This is a genomic window from Pseudomonas proteolytica, assembly GCF_007858275.1.
GTDB classification, from domain to species: domain Bacteria; phylum Pseudomonadota; class Gammaproteobacteria; order Pseudomonadales; family Pseudomonadaceae; genus Aquipseudomonas; species Aquipseudomonas proteolytica.
Window position 1 is genome coordinate 76,300 of sequence record NZ_VFEV01000020.1, and the last position, 15,701, is coordinate 92,000.

The following is a 15,701-nucleotide window of genomic DNA, read 5'->3' on the forward strand; positions in this document are numbered from 1 at the left end:
CCTGACTGGGGTTGGCGTGCGAAAGCAGCTACGTTTAATGCTTCTAATAAAACAGAGTATCCACGGATGAACTACCAACCCTTTACCCGAACCTTGATCGCGACGGCCCTGGTCCTGACATTCAGCGGTGTGCAGGCGGCCTCCCAGGCCCCGGTGGCCGGTGAAAACGGCATGGTGGTGACGGCCCAGCATTTGGCGACCCATGTGGGCGTCGATGTGTTGAAGGCCGGCGGCAACGCCGTGGATGCGGCTGTCGCCGTGGGTTACGCCCTGGCGGTGGTTTATCCGGCGGCGGGTAACCTGGGGGGCGGTGGGTTCATGACCGTGCAACTGGCGGACGGGCGCAAGACCTTCCTCGACTTCCGCGAAAAAGCCCCATTGGCGGCCACCGCCGACATGTACCTGGACAAGGACGGCAACGTCGTCCCCGGCCTCAGCGCCAAGGGCCACCTGGCCGTCGGCGTACCCGGCACCGTCTCCGGCATGGAGCTGGCCCTGAGCAAATACGGCACCCTCAAGCGCGCCCAAGTCATCGCGCCGGCAATCAAGCTCGCAGAAAACGGCTTCGCCCTCGACCAGGGCGATATCGACATGCTGCATAGCGCCACCGAAGAGTTCAAAAAAGATCAGGACCTGCGCGGCATCTTCCTCAACAAGGGTGAGCCACTGCAGGTCGGGCAGAAACTGGTGCAAAAAGACCTGGCCCGCACCCTGCGGGAAATCTCCGCCAAGGGCACCGATGGCTTCTACAAAGGCTGGGTGGCCAAGGCCATTGTCGATTCCAGTCAGGCCGGCAAGGGCATCATCGCCCAGGCCGACCTGGACAAATACCAGACCCGCGAACTGGCGCCCATCGAGTGCGATTATCGCGGCTACCACGTAGTCTCGGCGCCACCACCCAGCTCGGGCGGCTTGGTGATTTGCCAGATCATGAACATCCTCGAAGGCTACCCCATGGCCGAACTGGGCTACGGCTCGGCCCAGGGCACCCATTACCAGATCGAAGCCATGCGCCACGCCTACGTCGACCGCAACAGCTATCTGGGCGACCCGGACTTTGTACAGAACCCGGTGGAGCACCTGCTGGACAAGAACTACGCCGCCAAACTGCGCGCCGCCATCGAGCCGCAAAAGGCTGGCGACTCCATGGCCATCAAGCCCGGCGTCGCGCCCCATGAAGGCAGCAACACCACCCATTACTCCATCGTCGACAAATGGGGCAACGCAGTCTCGGTGACCTACACCCTCAACGACTGGTTCGGCGCCGGCGTCATGGCCAGCAAGACCGGGGTGATCTTGAACGACGAGATGGACGACTTCACCGTCAAGGTCGGCGTGCCCAACATGTACGGCCTGGTCCAGGGCGAAGCCAACGCCATCGCCCCAGGCAAGGCGCCACTGTCGTCCATGAGCCCGACCATCGTCACCAAGGACGGCAAGGCCGTGATGGTCATCGGCACACCGGGCGGCAGCCGCATCATCACCGCCACCTTGCTGACCATCCTCAACGTCATCGACTACAAGATGAACATCCAGGAAGCCGTCAACGCCCCACGCTTCCACCAACAGTGGATGCCCGACAGCACCAACCTCGAAACCTTCGCCCTGAGCCCCGACACCCAGAAAATCCTCGAAAGCTGGGGCCACAAATTCGCCGCCCCCCAAGACGCCAACCACCTGGCCGCCATCCTCGTCGGCGCCCCATCCCTGGACGGCAAACCCGTGGGCAACAACCGCTTCTACGGCGCCAACGACCCACGGCGCAACACCGGGCTGTCATTGGGCTACTAACCCCAGGCAGGGCAGGGGCCTGCCGCCCTTGCTCTGCTTCACAGAAGAATATTTTTTGAAATCAAGGGGTTGCCAGTCCCGGCAAATCAGTACATAATTGCCGCCATCGAACGCACTGAGGCATAAAAAACTTCAATGTTTTCAATGAGATAGAGTAGAGGCTAGCTTCACATAGCCCACTCAAGTTTATATGCGGTGAATGTCGGTTATTTTGGCATTGATCGTTTGAGGCCGAGTAGCAAAATGGTTATGCAGCGGATTGCAAATCCGCCTACGCCGGTTCGATTCCGACCTCGGCCTCCACTCTTGAAAGCCCCGTAGATTAACGTCTACGGGGTTTTTTATTGCCTGCAGGAAAGTGCTGGAGTTCCGAAACTTTAGAGGGTGGAGTTCCGAAACTATCTCATTTTGAAGGTGTAAGCGCGCGTCGGATTTGGCACCGCGTTGCACGATGATTGGCACGGCCTATTCGGGGTCAACCTGCTGAGTTTTGCGGGATGATTGGCACCTCAGGCCACTCGATTTTCAGGGGATAACCCTGTTGCTCATGCACTCGGTTCAGGGCCACCCGATACTTCTTCCAGGCTTTGAGTGCTGCAACCTCTGAATCGGTCGCATCATCAATATCTACGGCGTCCTGAAACGGCCTGATTGCGTAATCAGCAATGGCGCGTCGGCTGGCGATTACGTTTTGAGCTTCCTCAGCCGGAGTGGGCATTGGAACAACTCGTTCCTGATATTCCGTGACAGGCTCACCCGCTTCAATCTTTGCAAGGACTTGCTCGTAAACCTCGGGGGTCTCTAGCCTTGTGGCGTGATATGGAAGGCCCTTGTAAATGACAACGTAGCTTCCATCAGTTCGGCTTTGGATATTCTCAATCGTCGGCTCTGGCACGGAAGGCTTCAATTCATCAGAAGTACTCGACCCCAGATATTTTTCGACTTTCGCCCCAGCCTCTATGCTCGCAAGGACCAGGGTGTATAGCTCGGGTGACTCCAGTTCTACGACATGATGGGGCGCCCCGTTATAGGTCACCATATAGCTCCCATCGGACACCCTCTGGATATTCTCGATAGTAGGCTCTGCTGGGACTCCCACCAGATCGCGGGCGATGGTTACATTTGACGACCCTACAATCGCCACTTTCTTAGTCGTCATTATGCAATCCTCCATGCAAAACCATTTGAACTGTTTGTGAATCCGACAGTTGTTCCACCTGTCGTCACCCCAGCACCACTTTGAGCAATCACCCCGACGTTGTTGTAGCTAACGACAAAGTAAGCCCATGTCCCACCCGCTGGAATAGCTCCCGACCCGCTCAGGCCCACCCACTGCCCAGTGACAGGCTTCATGAACGAAGTGAGCGTGTGAACATCTGTGAGACCGTAACCAGCAGCGGTTGATGCCCTGTCTGCCTTGAAAACGAGTTTGTAATCAACATCAACGGCACGATACGAGTCCGTGATTCGATAGTCGGCCAGAGTGGTTCCCCAATTGGCCTTGGCATCCAGCCTGTAGTCCACGTCGACTACACGATAACAGTCAGTAATTCCATAGCCTTGTATGGTCGTTGCTTTGTCGGCCTTGCCGGACAGACCATTAATTACGTCAGTCGCAAAATTTGGGTTGTTGTTGAGCGACTTAGCAAGCTCTTCAATCGTATCTACAGCACCGGGAGCGGCACCGATCAGTCGAGCAACCTCTCCGTTGATAAGTGCTTCGACCTGCGTTTTAGTAAAGGCATCGTAGATGCCATGCCCCGCTAGCGTGGTTGGTATTCCAGTCAGACTCGAAAAGGAGTGGCCGTGATTTGCAGGTGCCAAGAGGAAATTGGTGCCGGTCGATGTCTGGCGCATGTAGGGTTGTGCTGGGTTGTCGCCAGCAAACCCAATGGTATCGGCCCAATCCCCATTAATCTTGCCATTCAGCTTGTGGTCGATATCGACGGCACGATAGGTATCAGTAATGCCATAGCCACCAAGCGTGGTTGGCTTGTTCAGCAGCTTATTAAAGTCAGCTGCTGACCCTGCCAACGCGCTGACAGCCTTGGACAGTTGGGTGTCATCGTTTTTATTGAGATTCAGCCCAGCAGCGAGAATAACCGCCACAATCTCTCGCTGAATGGCGTTCAGCCAAGCTGCCTTGATCAGTGTCGCGTCTGCCCCAGCTTGTGGGTTGCCCTCGGTAAACTCGCCATCAGCATTCGCGGTGCTGGTGCTGTCGCTGATCTTCTGCATTAGTTGTCTCCGTAACCGAACAGCAAAATGGACTCGGCGGGCTTCATCTGGCCCAGCCGACACTCCAGGGCTCTGTTGCCCCAGACGGATAAAGGATCGCCAGCGCCCGTAGCACCGGCCCTGGCATAACTCACCGTTACGGCCGGAGCGTTAACCCGCCAGGTGAAGTCCCAGTCAGCACCGTTGATGGGGTCGCCAGCTCGCGCTATGCCAACTCGCGCTGGTCGGAATGTGGTGATGGTGATGTCGTAGCCCAAAGACTTAGCCAGGGCGATAAAGAAGGATTTACTTTGGCCTGCACGGCCAGGCAGCTTGCTAACAACGGCCTTTACACGTTGGCCGACAGTCTGGGCTTGGCCGAGCAGGCAGGGGTCGGGCAAGGCCAGCACCCGCTCCCAATCGGCAAGCCCTTCGCCGGAATCGGGAAAAATTGTGTTGTAAACCACGTTTGCCTGGGCGTCGGCCAGGTCCATGGCATTGGCTTCGGCCTCAATGGTGGCTGACAGGTAAGGCGCCGACCCGTCATAGGAAACAGGCGGCAGCAGCAACCGGAGCTGATCGGCGAGCGTGGTCATTCCAGCAGGCCCAAAATGATGGTGCCGGGGCGAATCCAGCCAATAAGCGCCGGGTCATCGGACGCTTTGACGTTCCCGGCTGGAGCAGTGACAGCACGGTCCAGGACGCCAGCCAGGTTGTTGATCATGGCTTCGATCTGTGAGCGTTTGAGGGGCTCGCGGGGCTTTAACGCGCCCAGAAGGACGTTGTAAGCCTTTTGCGCTGCGGCCTGCACTTCGGCCAGAGTGAAGCCTGGGGCTAGTTCAATTTTGGCGGCGGCGTTGACTACGCGGATAGTTGGCGCGTAGACCCATAGGTCGGCGATCACTGAGCACTGGTCTTGTATATGTGCCAGGCATGCCGCAATGACCTCGGCCGAAGGGTTACCAGAGCTGGCGGTGATGACTACATCAACGGTGCCGCCCCCTCTACGCAGGGGGATAGGCAGCGCGTCGGCTACTCCATCGACCTCCAACGCCCAACGACGGTAGTCATAGGCCGCACCACCGGCCGGGGGCGACTGGATGATGTCCAGGTAACGGGCCAGCAGGGATTCAACTGTCTCCCGTTCTTCGCCGCCCGTAGTCTTGCCGATGAAAGTAGCGGCCGCGTCCATGCCCAACGGCGGGCTGGTTAGCACCAGGGCGCCCGTCAGATCGTTGAGTGCAACACCGACGGTTTGGGCTTCGACCAGGACCGAGGCAGTGCCATCGGTGCCAATGTTCGCGCTAGCTTTGGCGGTGAACAGTTCGCCCGTGACAACGTGTTTTAAGGTGGCACCAAGCAGCAACGGTACGCCGGGCGTGCCTTTGAGTGCAGCCGTACCGGTGGCCGCTACGGGGTCTTTTTGTAGCACCCCCCTAAGCGCGGCCGCGTGGACCAGTTCCTCTTCGTCGGCAGTGTCCGGGAAAATCTGGCGGTATACCCAGGCCAGCTTCTGATATAGCCCCTCAATAGCCGAGGCCACAGCGGCCGAGCGTACATAGTTGTCGCTGTCGGGGCCGATATCGGCTTCGGTTTGAAGGTTGCGAATGTCGCGCAGGATGCCGCGCAGAATCTCGTCCAGGCCGGGGGCGGTATAAGCCATGTCAATTCACCCTTACAGGTTGGCGAAACACCTGCGGATTGCCGGTGGCGTCGGTGATGTCGATTTGCAAGTGAAGCCAGCCGTTGTGGGGCTGCTCGACGGTGATGGTGATGTCTTGGGCACGGCCGTCATCGAGCAGCGGCTGGAGCGCCTGCTCGGCGTATTGTTTGGCGAGCTTGCCGACCCGTGGCAGGTCTTTGGAGCGTTTCAGCTCATGCAGGCGGGAGCCCACGGTGGTGTCTTTCCACCAGGTGCCGATGGGTGTCATGAGGCGGATATAAACGGCGTTGCCCAGCGTATTGATACGCTGGCCCGTCAAGTCGCCAGTGGTTGGGTTTATGCCTGCGTCCATAGGCTGGCATAGTGGCGCGCAGTCTTAGAAAACTGAGTATCAGCGGGGTTTAAGAAAGGGCCGCATCTAGGAAAGAATGCGGCCAGCAAGCAGTCAGTTAATTTAGCCGGAGGTGGAGTTGTTCTGTGACATTAAGCTGCTCCTGCAAGCAGTACCTTCCACCATCAGGCGCAGGCACTAGTTTGGCGTTGGGTTGAGCCCTTCCTGCCGCACTCACAGGTACCAAACCTACGACTTCGCCATTCTCTAAAACAGCCCAGGAAGCGACGCGATGGATGTTTAGATCACCATCCGCTCCCGAAACATGCACCCAGCCCGAACACGGTGAAATTTGCACAATTTTTGACATGACGAATCTCCATTGCTGTGAACATTCGACGTTAGCACAGCTTATTGCTGTTGACCTGGTACTGGCCCGCCGCCGTGGTTATGACCGTTGTAGATAAGTCGATCCGCCTGCATGGTCCGGGTATGGTCCGCAATTTCTCCCGTCGCCTTAACGTCCTCGCTCATTTCGACCAGGGGCGTTTCAAAGCGAACCTTGGTCGTGGCCTTGACCACCAGCGTGTCGGTTTCAATCTCGATCAACCGGCCGCGCTTCATGTGGATGTAGTCACCTTCATCGGTGTAGAGCGCAACTTCGCCGTCCTTGAGTACGACGCGATATCGCCCATCTTCGCTGGCGATGACAACCACATGTTTACTGTTTCCACCAATGGGGAGAGCGATAAATTCAGCGCCAGGCAGCGGGGCCGAGGTAAACCCGTAGTACTGCATCTGCTCGCCGGAAACCGACTCGCCCGCTAGGCCTTCCATTTCGATGCCAATCAACTTGCCATGGGTGTTGCGTGCTGCCGTGCCACGGAAGGCCTGGCGTACGCTGCTCATCACTCTACTAACCTGCTCGCGCACCAGGCGCGCCATATTGCTCATCATGCGTTCCTGATAATTTCGACCAACTCAGCGTCCGGGTCAGCCTTCTTACCCTTGCCCTTGCGCTTCTTGGTCGGGTTGCCATCCAGCACCCACAACTTATCCTCGCGCAACCGCAACTCAGTGATGCGCCCTTCACTACGGGTCAGACGCAATGTGCGCGACATCAAAAAGTAGGTCGCATCCAATCCATGAGGTTCGCTACGAACAATGACGCGCTGGCCTGGGCTCCAGACCTGGCCGTTATCGGCACGGTGGCCCATCACCACTGCGCGGATCTCGAAACCTTCCAGGCGACTGTCGGCTAGCAGCTTACGACCGCGAGTGGTCGCCATGTCCTGGTTCTCGCTGGAGCTATCAATGACCACCTTCGGCCGGAAGATCCCACGACGGGCCAGGGTTTCGTCCTGGATGACCGAACGTAGGTGGGCGCGCTTGCTGTCCAGGCCGTCATTGTCGTACTGCCCATGCTGGCCCAGGACGGTGATCTGGCTGTACCGATTGGCGATGGAACGCCGCACACTAAGGCGCTGCACGTTATTGCCGACACCGTCTTCGCGCATGATCAGTGTTCCTACTGGCGCCGCGTTGTAATCCGGCCCGCCAATGATCAAACGCCCGTCAGGCTCGACCCACGGCCACAGTCCATTGGCCTCGGCAACCTGGAGCAACGCCTCCCACGCACTCTGGCCCGGTTCGATCTGCACACGGCGCCGGGTCTTGGCCTGAGCGGCGCGGATCTCGACCTTGGTAATGCCCAGCGGTTTGACGACCTGGTCCAGGATCTGTGCGAGTGTGGCTTCGCGCATCGAGACGAACGGCGCCGAACAGTCGACCAGGGGCGCCGCACGGTCTCGGCCGGTGATACGCATCGAGATACCCTGACGGGAGATGTCGTGTTCAAACTCGTCTATTTGTCCCGTCAGCACGCGATCCTTACCCAAGGTCAGCGAGCATGGCGCGCCCTCGGCCAACACGCTGGGTAAGCGTGTGGCGTCCTTGGTATATAGCTCCAGCTCGAAACCATCAGACGCGATCAACAGGTCGGATTCAATCGACCAGCCATCCCATTCTTCATGGGCCAGGCCACCAATTGATAAGCGTATGGATTCTTCCAGAGCTTTATTTGGCGTAGGCACGCAGTACCTCCCCGGCTTCGATGTTGTGGGGCGTTTTCAGGCCGGGATTGAGGCGGATCAACTCGGAGGCACGGGTATGGTCGCCGTACCAGCGATGGGCCAGCAGGCGCAGGCTCGCTGGGGTTTCAACCACACGCTCGATCATGGGCGGGCTTTGCAGGATGACCTGGCGGGCGCGGGCTTGGATCAATGCGGCGACGTTACGCAACGCCTCAATGATCGGCCGGGCGGTCTCCACGTCGTATAGGTGACGTTGCAACAGTATGGATGACTGCACCAGGGAGCGCACCAGGTTAACCAATCCCTCCAGTTCCAGTGGGCTCAAGGTCGGTGTGTCGGCTTCGTCCTCGATGACGGAGGCGACCGCCTGCGCGTGGGCCAATGCCAGTTCAGTGATGACCAGGACGACCAGGGCGAAACCGCTGGCGATCACCGGATCATCCGGCATGCCGATTGGCAGTAGTACCAAACCGGTGCCGGTGTTACCTGGCACGCCTTCGACCAGCAGCTCGACGGTCGGCGCTACGCCTTGGCGGGCACCGATCAAAAAGCCGCTGCCTGCACGGGCGGCGTCGGCCGTCAGGCTGGCACTGCCAGGCAATGCGGCGGGCACGCCAGATCTGGCAAGCAGTGCTGTCGACGAACTGGGGGTACTGCCCTGGATCGCTGCGCGGATCTCTGAGGGCGTGCGCATCAGGTCCACCAGCGGATCAAAGGCCCCCGACGGCCGTTTAGCCATCGACCCAATGCCAGACACCACACCGAGGATCTGCGAGCGCAATTGTTGCAGACGCAGACCAATGCCTGGCAGGCCCAGAGCCTTTTCGATCAGGCCAACCCAGCCGCCACCGATCCACGATTGAATCTCGCCGACCAGGGAGTCAATGCGCCCGAACAGATCAAAGATGCCATCCTGCCAGGTGTATTCGTCCTCAAGCCCCAGCACGCCGATATCGACGAACTCAAATTGCCGCTCAAAAAACGGTGCATCGGGCGTGTCCTCGACAAACAGGATGCTGATCTCAGCATAGTCGGGACGCTCGGCGTGGTGTTTAACCTCGCCGGTATTGCTTACGACATTTAGGCTGCCATAGATCGGGTGGATCAGTTCGCCCGTACCTGGAGTGTTTAGGGTACGGAGGATGTTCTGGAGTTCGATCTCGTAATTGACACCGAACACCACCACTTGCATGGGAAAGCGTCGGGCGCCACGGCCCAAGTCTTTGACCCGGTCGCCGTCCTTGAACGGCGTCCCATGCTCTGACAGCGCACGCTGCCATTGCATGCTTTCGCTTTCGATCTGGAGCGGAACGCCGCGAAAAGAGGCGTCCAGCAGGTTCTCTGCCCAGCTCATCCGCCGCGCCTCATCTGAACACTGGTTCGGCGCTCGACCTCGGCCTGGAACATGTGCGAGTCAGTGCGAACTTCAATGACCAATGGTTGAGCGAGCAAGGCACGCAACCGCTCCTCGGCGGCTTGTGCGGCAGGATTGGCACCGGCTGCACCAGGTGCAGCGCCATTGGGACCAAAACCCGGCATACCAGGAGCATTACCGCCTGACAGTGGAGTAGCCAGGCGCTGGGCCTGGGCAGCCAACCAGTTGGACGGCTGGCTGGTGCCAGATTGCGACATCATGTCCCGCAGTTGTTGTTGGGCGGTGAAGGTTTCGGCGCCCGCTGCCAGGGCTCTATTGGCGATACCTTGCGCCCAGGTGTTGGCGCCGTTGACGGGCAAACCCGATGCTGTCAGGCCAGTTTCATGGTGCGCCAGGCGCTGGGCTTCCGTGGACAGCCAGCCTTGTGACTGGTCGGGATTCTGTTCCGCAAGGGCAATACGGTTGCGGTAAAAAGAAGTTTCATAGACGCGCTGGTCATCATTGATCAGCTTGTTACGGGGCACCATGGCTAGCCGGTCTGCATCGGTGTTCTGGCCGGTTGAGCCTCCGAGTTGGGTCGCCGTAACCCCTAATGCAAGTGGTGCCAGCCATGGGGTGATAAAGCCACCGGGCTTGCCCTTGGTTTTATCCGAGTTAGAACCGCTCGGCAGATCTGGCCCGCCAATGCCACCCAGAGAAGCAGCAGGCCAGTTGGTGACAAATACAGATGTAACGCCCGTGGCTTCTTCCAGCACCTTACCCACAGCAATACCTTTTAAGGTTTCGGGACCGCCCATGAACTTGTTGAGCAACGCACCTGCACCCGCTTTGGCACCGCGACCGGCGTAGTAGCCTCCAACACCAAGTGCAGCACCACCGGCAAGCATTTGCTCGCCAGAAAGGTTCAAATCATCGAGCAGATACGTACCCATATCGGCAAACCCTTTATTCAAGGGTGTTGCCATCCGGTCGATAGCTTCGGCCAACGTTGCTTTCACTCGCGCCGCCGTACCGCTTGCGCTTTCGGTGTTCTCCTTCAAATCCTGATTGAATATCGGAGCAGACTTATCAATCGTTCTTGAACCGGATTTGAAGTCTTCAAGGCGCTCACCGGTCAACATACTGCGCCAACCGCGAACCGTGTCTTGATCCATACCTTTGAATACAATCCCCATGAACTTTGCGCGCTGCTCATCAGTTTTCATGGCTTCATACTTGCGCTTCACGTCGCCGAAAACATCTTCGGGGTTACGGGTGCTTTGATCCTTATTAAAAAACTTTACGCCTGTTGACTTAGTAACTTGATCTCGATACTGCTTATTCCCGAAGACCCGCAAAGTAGACTCGGCCAAAGTGCCCAGGCGTTCGGGTTGTTTTTCAACCTTGGATAAACTCTCTGTAAATGCCAAGGCCTGAGATAGCGACATACCTGCGGCATTGGCAGCACCACCGAGCTTTGGAAACAGGCTGGCAAGGTTCTCCAGTTCAGCGCTACCCAACCGACCAGCCACAGTCATCTTTTGCAGTAAGTCGAGCGCAGCATCTTTCTTGTTCAAGTCGATGTTGAATGCCGATGCCCCCGTCATAAGAGCATCCCCTAGCACAGCCGGGTCGGCATTAGTAACAGCAGTGGCTTTGCCAATGGCATCGGCGGCGTCTTTGGCAGCATCGTAATTAACTCCTGATGCAATCAACGTATTGAAACCGATGTCTACGCCAGTACGCTCTACTCCATAGTCCTTGGCAATCCTGAAGCCTTCGGTTTTCCATTCGTTTTTTTGTGAACCTGACATATCTGCAGTTTGCTTAGTTTGAATCAGCATACGTTCCAGCACAGCGTTAGCCTTGAGGCCGGAGACCACACCAATACCAACACCCAAGCCAGCCAGTTGCCCCTGCATACTGCCACCCAACCCCTTGATGCGGTCGAACTCTTGGCGCACACCCATCGCAATGGTTTTCAACGTGCGAAGGCTACGCCCGCTGTTCTGAGCCATGCGTCGGAAGGACGTTTCCGTCCGATCAACACTCTGGCGCAGTGGCTGCACACCTTGACGATCAGCACCCATAAGTTCGGTTTTGGCATCACGCGCAGCCTTACGGGCGGCGGTGGCCATCTCCTTGAGTTCGGCGGATGTCTTGCTGACCTCGATGCGCGTGCCGGAACCTGCCTTCGCGGTTTCACGCATGGCACTACGGATGGTCTTATAACTGTTGGCCCCGACCTGACCCACTTTGGTGATGGCCGAGGATGCCTTCCAGCTTTCATCGGCCAGGGATTTCGCTCCCTCTTTACCGGCTTTGCGTAAGTCGCGGTTGATCTGCTCGATCTCACGCCGACTGTTGCCCGCATGGGCCTGGAAACGGAGCGCGACGCGCAGATCGGACATGGGAAACTCCCGGAAAGGGTCTTACTAGAATAGGAAAGGCCCGGTATCGAGCCTATCTTTTGGGTTTTGGCAACGCCTTGCGCTGGCGCTGGCTGACGTAGCGGGTGCCTTTGACCTTGCCGATGATCAGATCAATACGTGCGTCGATCTCGGCCCTGGTCATCTGGCGCAGCTCTTCTAGTCGGTAGCCGTGCCGGACGAAGGCGTGTTCGATTCGTCGCCAGTCGGTGTTGCCGCGCTCGGCGGCGCGAGCTTTTTTTCCAACTCGGCATCGGCGTCGGCGATGATGGCCAAGTCGCTTTCGGTCAACTCGCCCAGGAGCAATTCAGTTGTCAGCGCCTCGACGGGGATTTCGCCCAGGGACAACAATTGACGGCGGTAGACCTCCAGGGTAATCAGTTGAAAAGGCGCGCCTGGATGCAGCTCCTGTGCCGCGACTAGGTCGCCCGCAACAGGAACGCGCAAGGTAAAGGTCTTGTGGCGCAAACCAGCGTAATAAACGCCCATTCTCAACTCGCCGGTAATGCACAGGCCTTCCCAGCGCTTGCTCGGTTGCTCGGTCATTGGGTTATTCCGTGTAGTAGTTGAGAGCCGCGATGGTCAGGTCGCGGGTGGCTTCACCCTCTACTTGGTACTTACTGCCAAGGTCGATCAATGAGCAACCAGTCCAGGTCTCACGCTTACCGCCGCCATCCTGGGGATAGATCGTCAGCTTGGCATCCAACAGGGCACGCCAGTCCGGCTCACCATTTTTAGGAATAGCCACCGAGACTTTCAGCTCGTGATCTTCAATGCCCTTTGCCGTGCCGGTTGGACGGCCGCTGCGATTCATTGTCTTGACGATCTTGCGCCCGGTCTTGAGGCTCGGCTCGACGCTCACCACCTCATAGTCGGTGCCGTTGATCTCCAGGACGATCTGCCCTACATAGTTATCAGCCATCTAAAATCACCTCTTACAGGAGCAGGTCGATGCGACCGGCGAATACATGCAGGCCGTTGACGACGTCGACAGGAATGGTGCAGTTAAGGCGGTTTACGTCCTGGGAAGATCGCTCGACCACCAGCCCGGCCGCATTGGCCTCGACTTCTTCGACGATCTCCAGCTCCTGCGCCTTTAGCAGCACGTCCAGCAGCTCGCCGCGCACTGCTGCCGGGGTCTTTTTCGACAACTTTGAGCGCGGGAAGCGCAAGCGGATGCGATCACGGCACGCCATACGGATGTAATACAGGGTACGGATGGTTGTCAGATCCAACAGCGACACATCTGTGGCTCCCGCCGCAGACTTGGTGTAAGTGGTCACTGCACGGACGATCTGGATAATCTCACCAGGGCCAACTTCAAGTGGAGTCACACCGTTAGCTAAGGCGGTTTCCTGCTCAGCGCGGCCAAGTCGTTTACCCATAGGCGGAACTTTAATTCCTGCAACCTCCAGGGTATTTAGTGGCCGCGCAGGATCTTCCTCGGAGGCGATCACAGCAGCGTATGCTGCGGCGACCTGACGGGCAGTCGATTCCGTGCCAGGCAACGACGCCAGGCTGATAGCGCCAGAGTTCAAGGACGTAGCCAGCGTAGTGGCTGCGGACAAACTGACGGTATTGGCTGCCACACCAATGATGCCTTGCTGCTCCATCGAGCTGGTCCAGGTCTGAATATGCGTTCGCAATGCAGTGAGCGCAGTCTGGCTGTACCAAGCAGGAACCAGAATGGTAAAGCCCCCCATGGCCGTAGCGTCCAGCGCCGCCTTGATATCGGGCTCGGCGTCACCTTCAACTACCACACCCACGGCGGAGATAGAGGCGTAACGGTAGGCTCTGATAAAGGCTTCGGCCATTTCTTCGGCCACAGTTCCACCGAACAAGTCTTTGGCCTCTGGCGAGCTGTAGAACGGCCTCGGGACATTTGCCTCAACTGTCGCCCCCTCGCCAAGCGGCACGATTAGGCACACGTTCTGTTTGTTAGTCGGCAGGTTGCGTACAGCCAGGCGGAGGTTGAACTCCATGTAAACGCCCGGCTTGCGAATCGACGCCGGGATTGTTTCGAATTCGATGCTCATTCAGCGGATTCCTTTGCAGGTTGTTTGGCACCAGCACCTAGTTTGTCGCCGGGCATCAATTCACCCGCCGCCATCCGGCGTCGGTAGTAGGAGGTATCCGGCACATCAACAGCCTTGGCTGTTTCGATGTACTTGTACGGATCGTCTTCCAGGGGCACCCGATGACCAGGTGCAGCTTTAACTTGCATCACACGTCCCTCAGTTCAATGTTGTCGGTAGCGACCGGGTTGGGGTTGTCCGATGGGGTGTGGTAGTTCAGATCAACGCCCAGTAAATCGGGCAAGGCCTCTTTCGGCTTTTCCCAGTCCAGTTCGATGTTGAATGACTGCCCCAGGACAGACAGGTGGTCGCTGGCAAACTTGCCGTTGACCAGGTTGGAAAGCTCCATCGGTTTGATGGCTGCGCGGCCCTCCCAAGGTTGCCAGTCAACCAGTTGGTGCATGCAGGCCTCCCATAGCGCATAGGTGCCAACATCCTTGTCAGTTGTGCCGCGCCGCGTTTCCTTCTCCCCGCGAGGGTGGCGAGCCGCAATCACCAGGCGGAAAGTGATACTTATGCTGTAGCGACCCTGGGCCTTGGGCCTGATCATGGCCTTGGGCACCATCAGCAAAATCGACGGGCAACGCTTGAGCAATTCCGGCAACAGATCAGGGTCGCCTAATTCGCCGCCGTAGCTCGCCACGCGCAAGCGCGGCAGGCTTTTGCTCAACTCGTTGAGTCGGCCTTCGATCAAGTCTTCCAGGTCGCCCAGCATCACAAGTCCCTCAAAGTCCTGCGAGTCATCAGCCGAGGCTGGTGGCTGATCTGGAAACCAGACTGCCCACCATCCGAAGCCCCACGCTCCTTGTCTTCCCTGGCAAGGGTCTCCAGGCGCTTGATCACGTCCTTGTAAAGCACCCGCACGGTCGACTCTTCCTTGCCTGCGTCGTCGTACAGGTGATAGCGGGCGATCTCGGCCAGGTCATCCGTGACCCATGCAGGAGCATCCTCGCCAGCCGCACGGAACCGCAGGTAAAACGACACTTCGCTACGCGCCCGTGTGACGGCGTCGGCGATCCTTGCCAACGTCGCAACAGCAGTAGCTACGTCCTCGGACGGCCATTCGTCCAGGGGCTGACCAGCCGCCGCCGCTACCAGCAACTCAGAGGCGATTACCCGATCTGTATCCGGGACGGCAACCTGTGCGATATCGCGGGCGCCAAATCGGACAATGAGCTGGCTGGCGGACGGTAGCGAGAGGTTCATTTATCTTTGTTCTCGGCCTTGTTGCCATTGGGTTTCCGGGGTTTCGCTGGAGGTTTCGGGGCCTCTGCCTTGGCCGCTTCACGCGCCAGCTCTTCCAGGTTGGCCTCTTCCCAGAGAGCGTCGAGTTCGATGTCGGCCGCGTTCAGTGTCTCTATGTCGTGCTCGATCACAGGGGAAGTTGCCCCTGGTGCCGGACCGTTGAATACAAGCCGACCTCCGACAACGGGCGCGCTGCCGGATAGAACCACTGCATCACCCAGAGCTGTAGCGTTTGCTTCAGTCGCCTGCGACTGGGTGTTTTGTACGGCGTTGGACGTTTTCTGTAGGTCGGCTTCCTGGAGGTTTTCATCGCGGCGGTCCTGTACCTGGTCGAATTCGTCCTCCACATAAGCGAGGACCAATTGAGGCTCTTTGCTGAGAGCCTTTAACTGTTCTTCCGTGAAGAAGTCGTCCGGATATGGGGTTGGCTGGCTGGAGTGCGCGATACCGCAACGACGGAAGCCGTCGCGCTTTGAGGTGATAACGATCGTCATAACGCCCCC

The 15,701-nt window shown here is 58.2% G+C and carries 17 protein-coding genes and 1 tRNA gene; 2 read left to right on the top strand and 16 right to left on the bottom strand.

What is annotated here, in order from left to right:
• Positions 1 to 66 precede the first annotated feature (66 nt).
• Together ggt and FIV38_RS16035 are read left to right on the top strand one after the other, a co-directional pair.
• Complete coding sequence (ggt, locus tag FIV38_RS16030) at positions 67 to 1,791, top strand: gamma-glutamyltransferase (protein ID WP_092235839.1); 1,725 nt, start codon at positions 67 to 69, stop codon at positions 1,789 to 1,791.
• 229 nt (positions 1,792 to 2,020) lie between these two features.
• Positions 2,021 to 2,094 (top strand) — tRNA-Cys (locus tag FIV38_RS16035).
• A 172-nt stretch (positions 2,095 to 2,266) separates the two neighbouring features.
• Here FIV38_RS16035 and FIV38_RS16040 read toward each other — a convergent pair.
• The 16 genes from FIV38_RS16040 to FIV38_RS16115 all read right to left on the bottom strand — a co-directional run bounded on the left by FIV38_RS16040 (position 2,267) and on the right by FIV38_RS16115 (position 15,692).
• A complete protein-coding gene (locus FIV38_RS16040) occupies positions 2,267 to 2,950 on the bottom strand; it encodes a tail fiber assembly protein (protein WP_235861023.1) in 684 nt (227 codons plus the stop codon).
• A complete protein-coding gene (locus FIV38_RS16045; protein ID WP_092235842.1) occupies positions 2,950 to 4,029 on the bottom strand; it encodes a hypothetical protein in 1,080 nt (359 codons plus the stop codon). Before FIV38_RS16045 ends, FIV38_RS16040 begins: the two co-directional genes overlap by 1 nt.
• Positions 4,029 to 4,604 (bottom strand): YmfQ family protein, encoded by a 576-nt coding sequence (locus FIV38_RS16050; protein ID WP_092235845.1) that lies wholly within the window; start codon positions 4,602 to 4,604, stop codon positions 4,029 to 4,031. The genes FIV38_RS16045 and FIV38_RS16050 overlap by 1 nt, the downstream gene beginning before the upstream one ends.
• A complete protein-coding gene (locus tag FIV38_RS16055; protein WP_092235848.1) occupies positions 4,601 to 5,671 on the bottom strand; it encodes a baseplate J/gp47 family protein in 1,071 nt (356 codons plus the stop codon). Before FIV38_RS16055 ends, FIV38_RS16050 begins: the two co-directional genes overlap by 4 nt.
• 1 nt (position 5,672) lies before the next feature.
• Positions 5,673 to 6,023 (bottom strand): phage GP46 family protein, encoded by a 351-nt coding sequence (locus tag FIV38_RS16060; RefSeq protein WP_092235851.1) that lies wholly within the window; start codon positions 6,021 to 6,023, stop codon positions 5,673 to 5,675.
• 390 nt (positions 6,024 to 6,413) lie between these two features.
• On the bottom strand, positions 6,414 to 6,956 hold the full coding sequence (locus tag FIV38_RS16065; protein WP_092235854.1) for a phage baseplate assembly protein domain-containing protein: 543 nt from the start codon (positions 6,954 to 6,956) through the stop codon (positions 6,414 to 6,416).
• On the bottom strand, positions 6,956 to 8,095 hold the full coding sequence (locus FIV38_RS16070; protein ID WP_235861026.1) for a phage baseplate assembly protein: 1,140 nt from the start codon (positions 8,093 to 8,095) through the stop codon (positions 6,956 to 6,958). The genes FIV38_RS16065 and FIV38_RS16070 overlap by 1 nt, the downstream gene beginning before the upstream one ends.
• Positions 8,079 to 9,449: a DNA circularization protein gene (locus FIV38_RS16075; protein ID WP_092235857.1), complete on the bottom strand. Its 1,371-nt coding sequence runs from the start codon at positions 9,447 to 9,449 to the stop codon at positions 8,079 to 8,081. Before FIV38_RS16075 ends, FIV38_RS16070 begins: the two co-directional genes overlap by 17 nt.
• Positions 9,446 to 11,860, bottom strand: coding sequence for a phage tail tape measure protein (locus FIV38_RS16080; protein ID WP_092235859.1), 2,415 nt, complete (start codon positions 11,858 to 11,860; stop codon positions 9,446 to 9,448). The genes FIV38_RS16075 and FIV38_RS16080 overlap by 4 nt, the downstream gene beginning before the upstream one ends.
• Before the next feature lie 177 nt (positions 11,861 to 12,037).
• Complete coding sequence (locus FIV38_RS16085; RefSeq protein WP_092235861.1) at positions 12,038 to 12,424, bottom strand: hypothetical protein; 387 nt, start codon at positions 12,422 to 12,424, stop codon at positions 12,038 to 12,040.
• A 4-nt stretch (positions 12,425 to 12,428) separates the two neighbouring features.
• The gene (locus FIV38_RS16090; RefSeq protein ID WP_092235864.1) at positions 12,429 to 12,800 is read right to left on the bottom strand and encodes a phage tail protein; all 372 of its coding nucleotides are present in this window, start codon (positions 12,798 to 12,800) and stop codon (positions 12,429 to 12,431) included.
• Positions 12,801 to 12,813: 13 nt separating this feature from the next.
• On the bottom strand, positions 12,814 to 13,914 hold the full coding sequence (locus FIV38_RS16095) for a phage tail sheath C-terminal domain-containing protein (RefSeq protein WP_092235867.1): 1,101 nt from the start codon (positions 13,912 to 13,914) through the stop codon (positions 12,814 to 12,816).
• A complete protein-coding gene (locus FIV38_RS16100; protein ID WP_092235870.1) occupies positions 13,911 to 14,102 on the bottom strand; it encodes a hypothetical protein in 192 nt (63 codons plus the stop codon). Before FIV38_RS16100 ends, FIV38_RS16095 begins: the two co-directional genes overlap by 4 nt.
• Positions 14,102 to 14,668, bottom strand: a complete 567-nt coding sequence (locus FIV38_RS16105) for a phage protein Gp37 (protein ID WP_092235873.1) — start codon at positions 14,666 to 14,668, stop codon at positions 14,102 to 14,104. Before FIV38_RS16105 ends, FIV38_RS16100 begins: the two co-directional genes overlap by 1 nt.
• Entirely contained in the window at positions 14,668 to 15,159 is a 492-nt protein-coding gene (locus FIV38_RS16110; protein ID WP_092235876.1) for a phage protein Gp36 family protein, read from the bottom strand. Before FIV38_RS16110 ends, FIV38_RS16105 begins: the two co-directional genes overlap by 1 nt.
• Positions 15,156 to 15,692, bottom strand: a complete 537-nt coding sequence (locus FIV38_RS16115; protein ID WP_092235879.1) for an HI1506-related protein — start codon at positions 15,690 to 15,692, stop codon at positions 15,156 to 15,158. Before FIV38_RS16115 ends, FIV38_RS16110 begins: the two co-directional genes overlap by 4 nt.
• Between the last annotated feature and the right edge of the window lie 9 nt (positions 15,693 to 15,701).

Excerpts from the sequence above, each read along its gene's own strand:
- FIV38_RS16110 (WP_092235876.1), bottom strand. The coding sequence starts at position 15,159 with ATGAACCTCTCGCTACCGTCCGCCAGCCAGCTCATTGTCCGATTTGGC.
- FIV38_RS16040 (WP_235861023.1), bottom strand. The coding sequence starts at position 2,950 with ATGACGACTAAGAAAGTGGCGATTGTAGGGTCGTCAAATGTAACCATC.
- FIV38_RS16090 (WP_092235864.1), bottom strand. The coding sequence starts at position 12,800 with ATGGCTGATAACTATGTAGGGCAGATCGTCCTGGAGATCAACGGCACC.
- FIV38_RS16050 (WP_092235845.1), bottom strand. The coding sequence starts at position 4,604 with ATGACCACGCTCGCCGATCAGCTCCGGTTGCTGCTGCCGCCTGTTTCC.
- FIV38_RS16065 (WP_092235854.1), bottom strand. The coding sequence starts at position 6,956 with ATGAGCAATATGGCGCGCCTGGTGCGCGAGCAGGTTAGTAGAGTGATG.
- FIV38_RS16055 (WP_092235848.1), bottom strand. The coding sequence starts at position 5,671 with ATGGCTTATACCGCCCCCGGCCTGGACGAGATTCTGCGCGGCATCCTG.
- ggt (WP_092235839.1), top strand. The coding sequence starts at position 67 with ATGAACTACCAACCCTTTACCCGAACCTTGATCGCGACGGCCCTGGTC.
- FIV38_RS16095 (WP_092235867.1), bottom strand. The coding sequence starts at position 13,914 with ATGAGCATCGAATTCGAAACAATCCCGGCGTCGATTCGCAAGCCGGGC.
- FIV38_RS16105 (WP_092235873.1), bottom strand. The coding sequence starts at position 14,668 with ATGCTGGGCGACCTGGAAGACTTGATCGAAGGCCGACTCAACGAGTTG.
- FIV38_RS16075 (WP_092235857.1), bottom strand. The coding sequence starts at position 9,449 with ATGAGCTGGGCAGAGAACCTGCTGGACGCCTCTTTTCGCGGCGTTCCG.
- FIV38_RS16045 (WP_092235842.1), bottom strand. The coding sequence starts at position 4,029 with ATGCAGAAGATCAGCGACAGCACCAGCACCGCGAATGCTGATGGCGAG.
- FIV38_RS16085 (WP_092235861.1), bottom strand. The coding sequence starts at position 12,424 with ATGACCGAGCAACCGAGCAAGCGCTGGGAAGGCCTGTGCATTACCGGC.
- FIV38_RS16115 (WP_092235879.1), bottom strand. The coding sequence starts at position 15,692 with ATGACGATCGTTATCACCTCAAAGCGCGACGGCTTCCGTCGTTGCGGT.
- FIV38_RS16100 (WP_092235870.1), bottom strand. The coding sequence starts at position 14,102 with ATGCAAGTTAAAGCTGCACCTGGTCATCGGGTGCCCCTGGAAGACGAT.
- FIV38_RS16080 (WP_092235859.1), bottom strand. The coding sequence starts at position 11,860 with ATGTCCGATCTGCGCGTCGCGCTCCGTTTCCAGGCCCATGCGGGCAAC.
- FIV38_RS16060 (WP_092235851.1), bottom strand. The coding sequence starts at position 6,023 with ATGGACGCAGGCATAAACCCAACCACTGGCGACTTGACGGGCCAGCGT.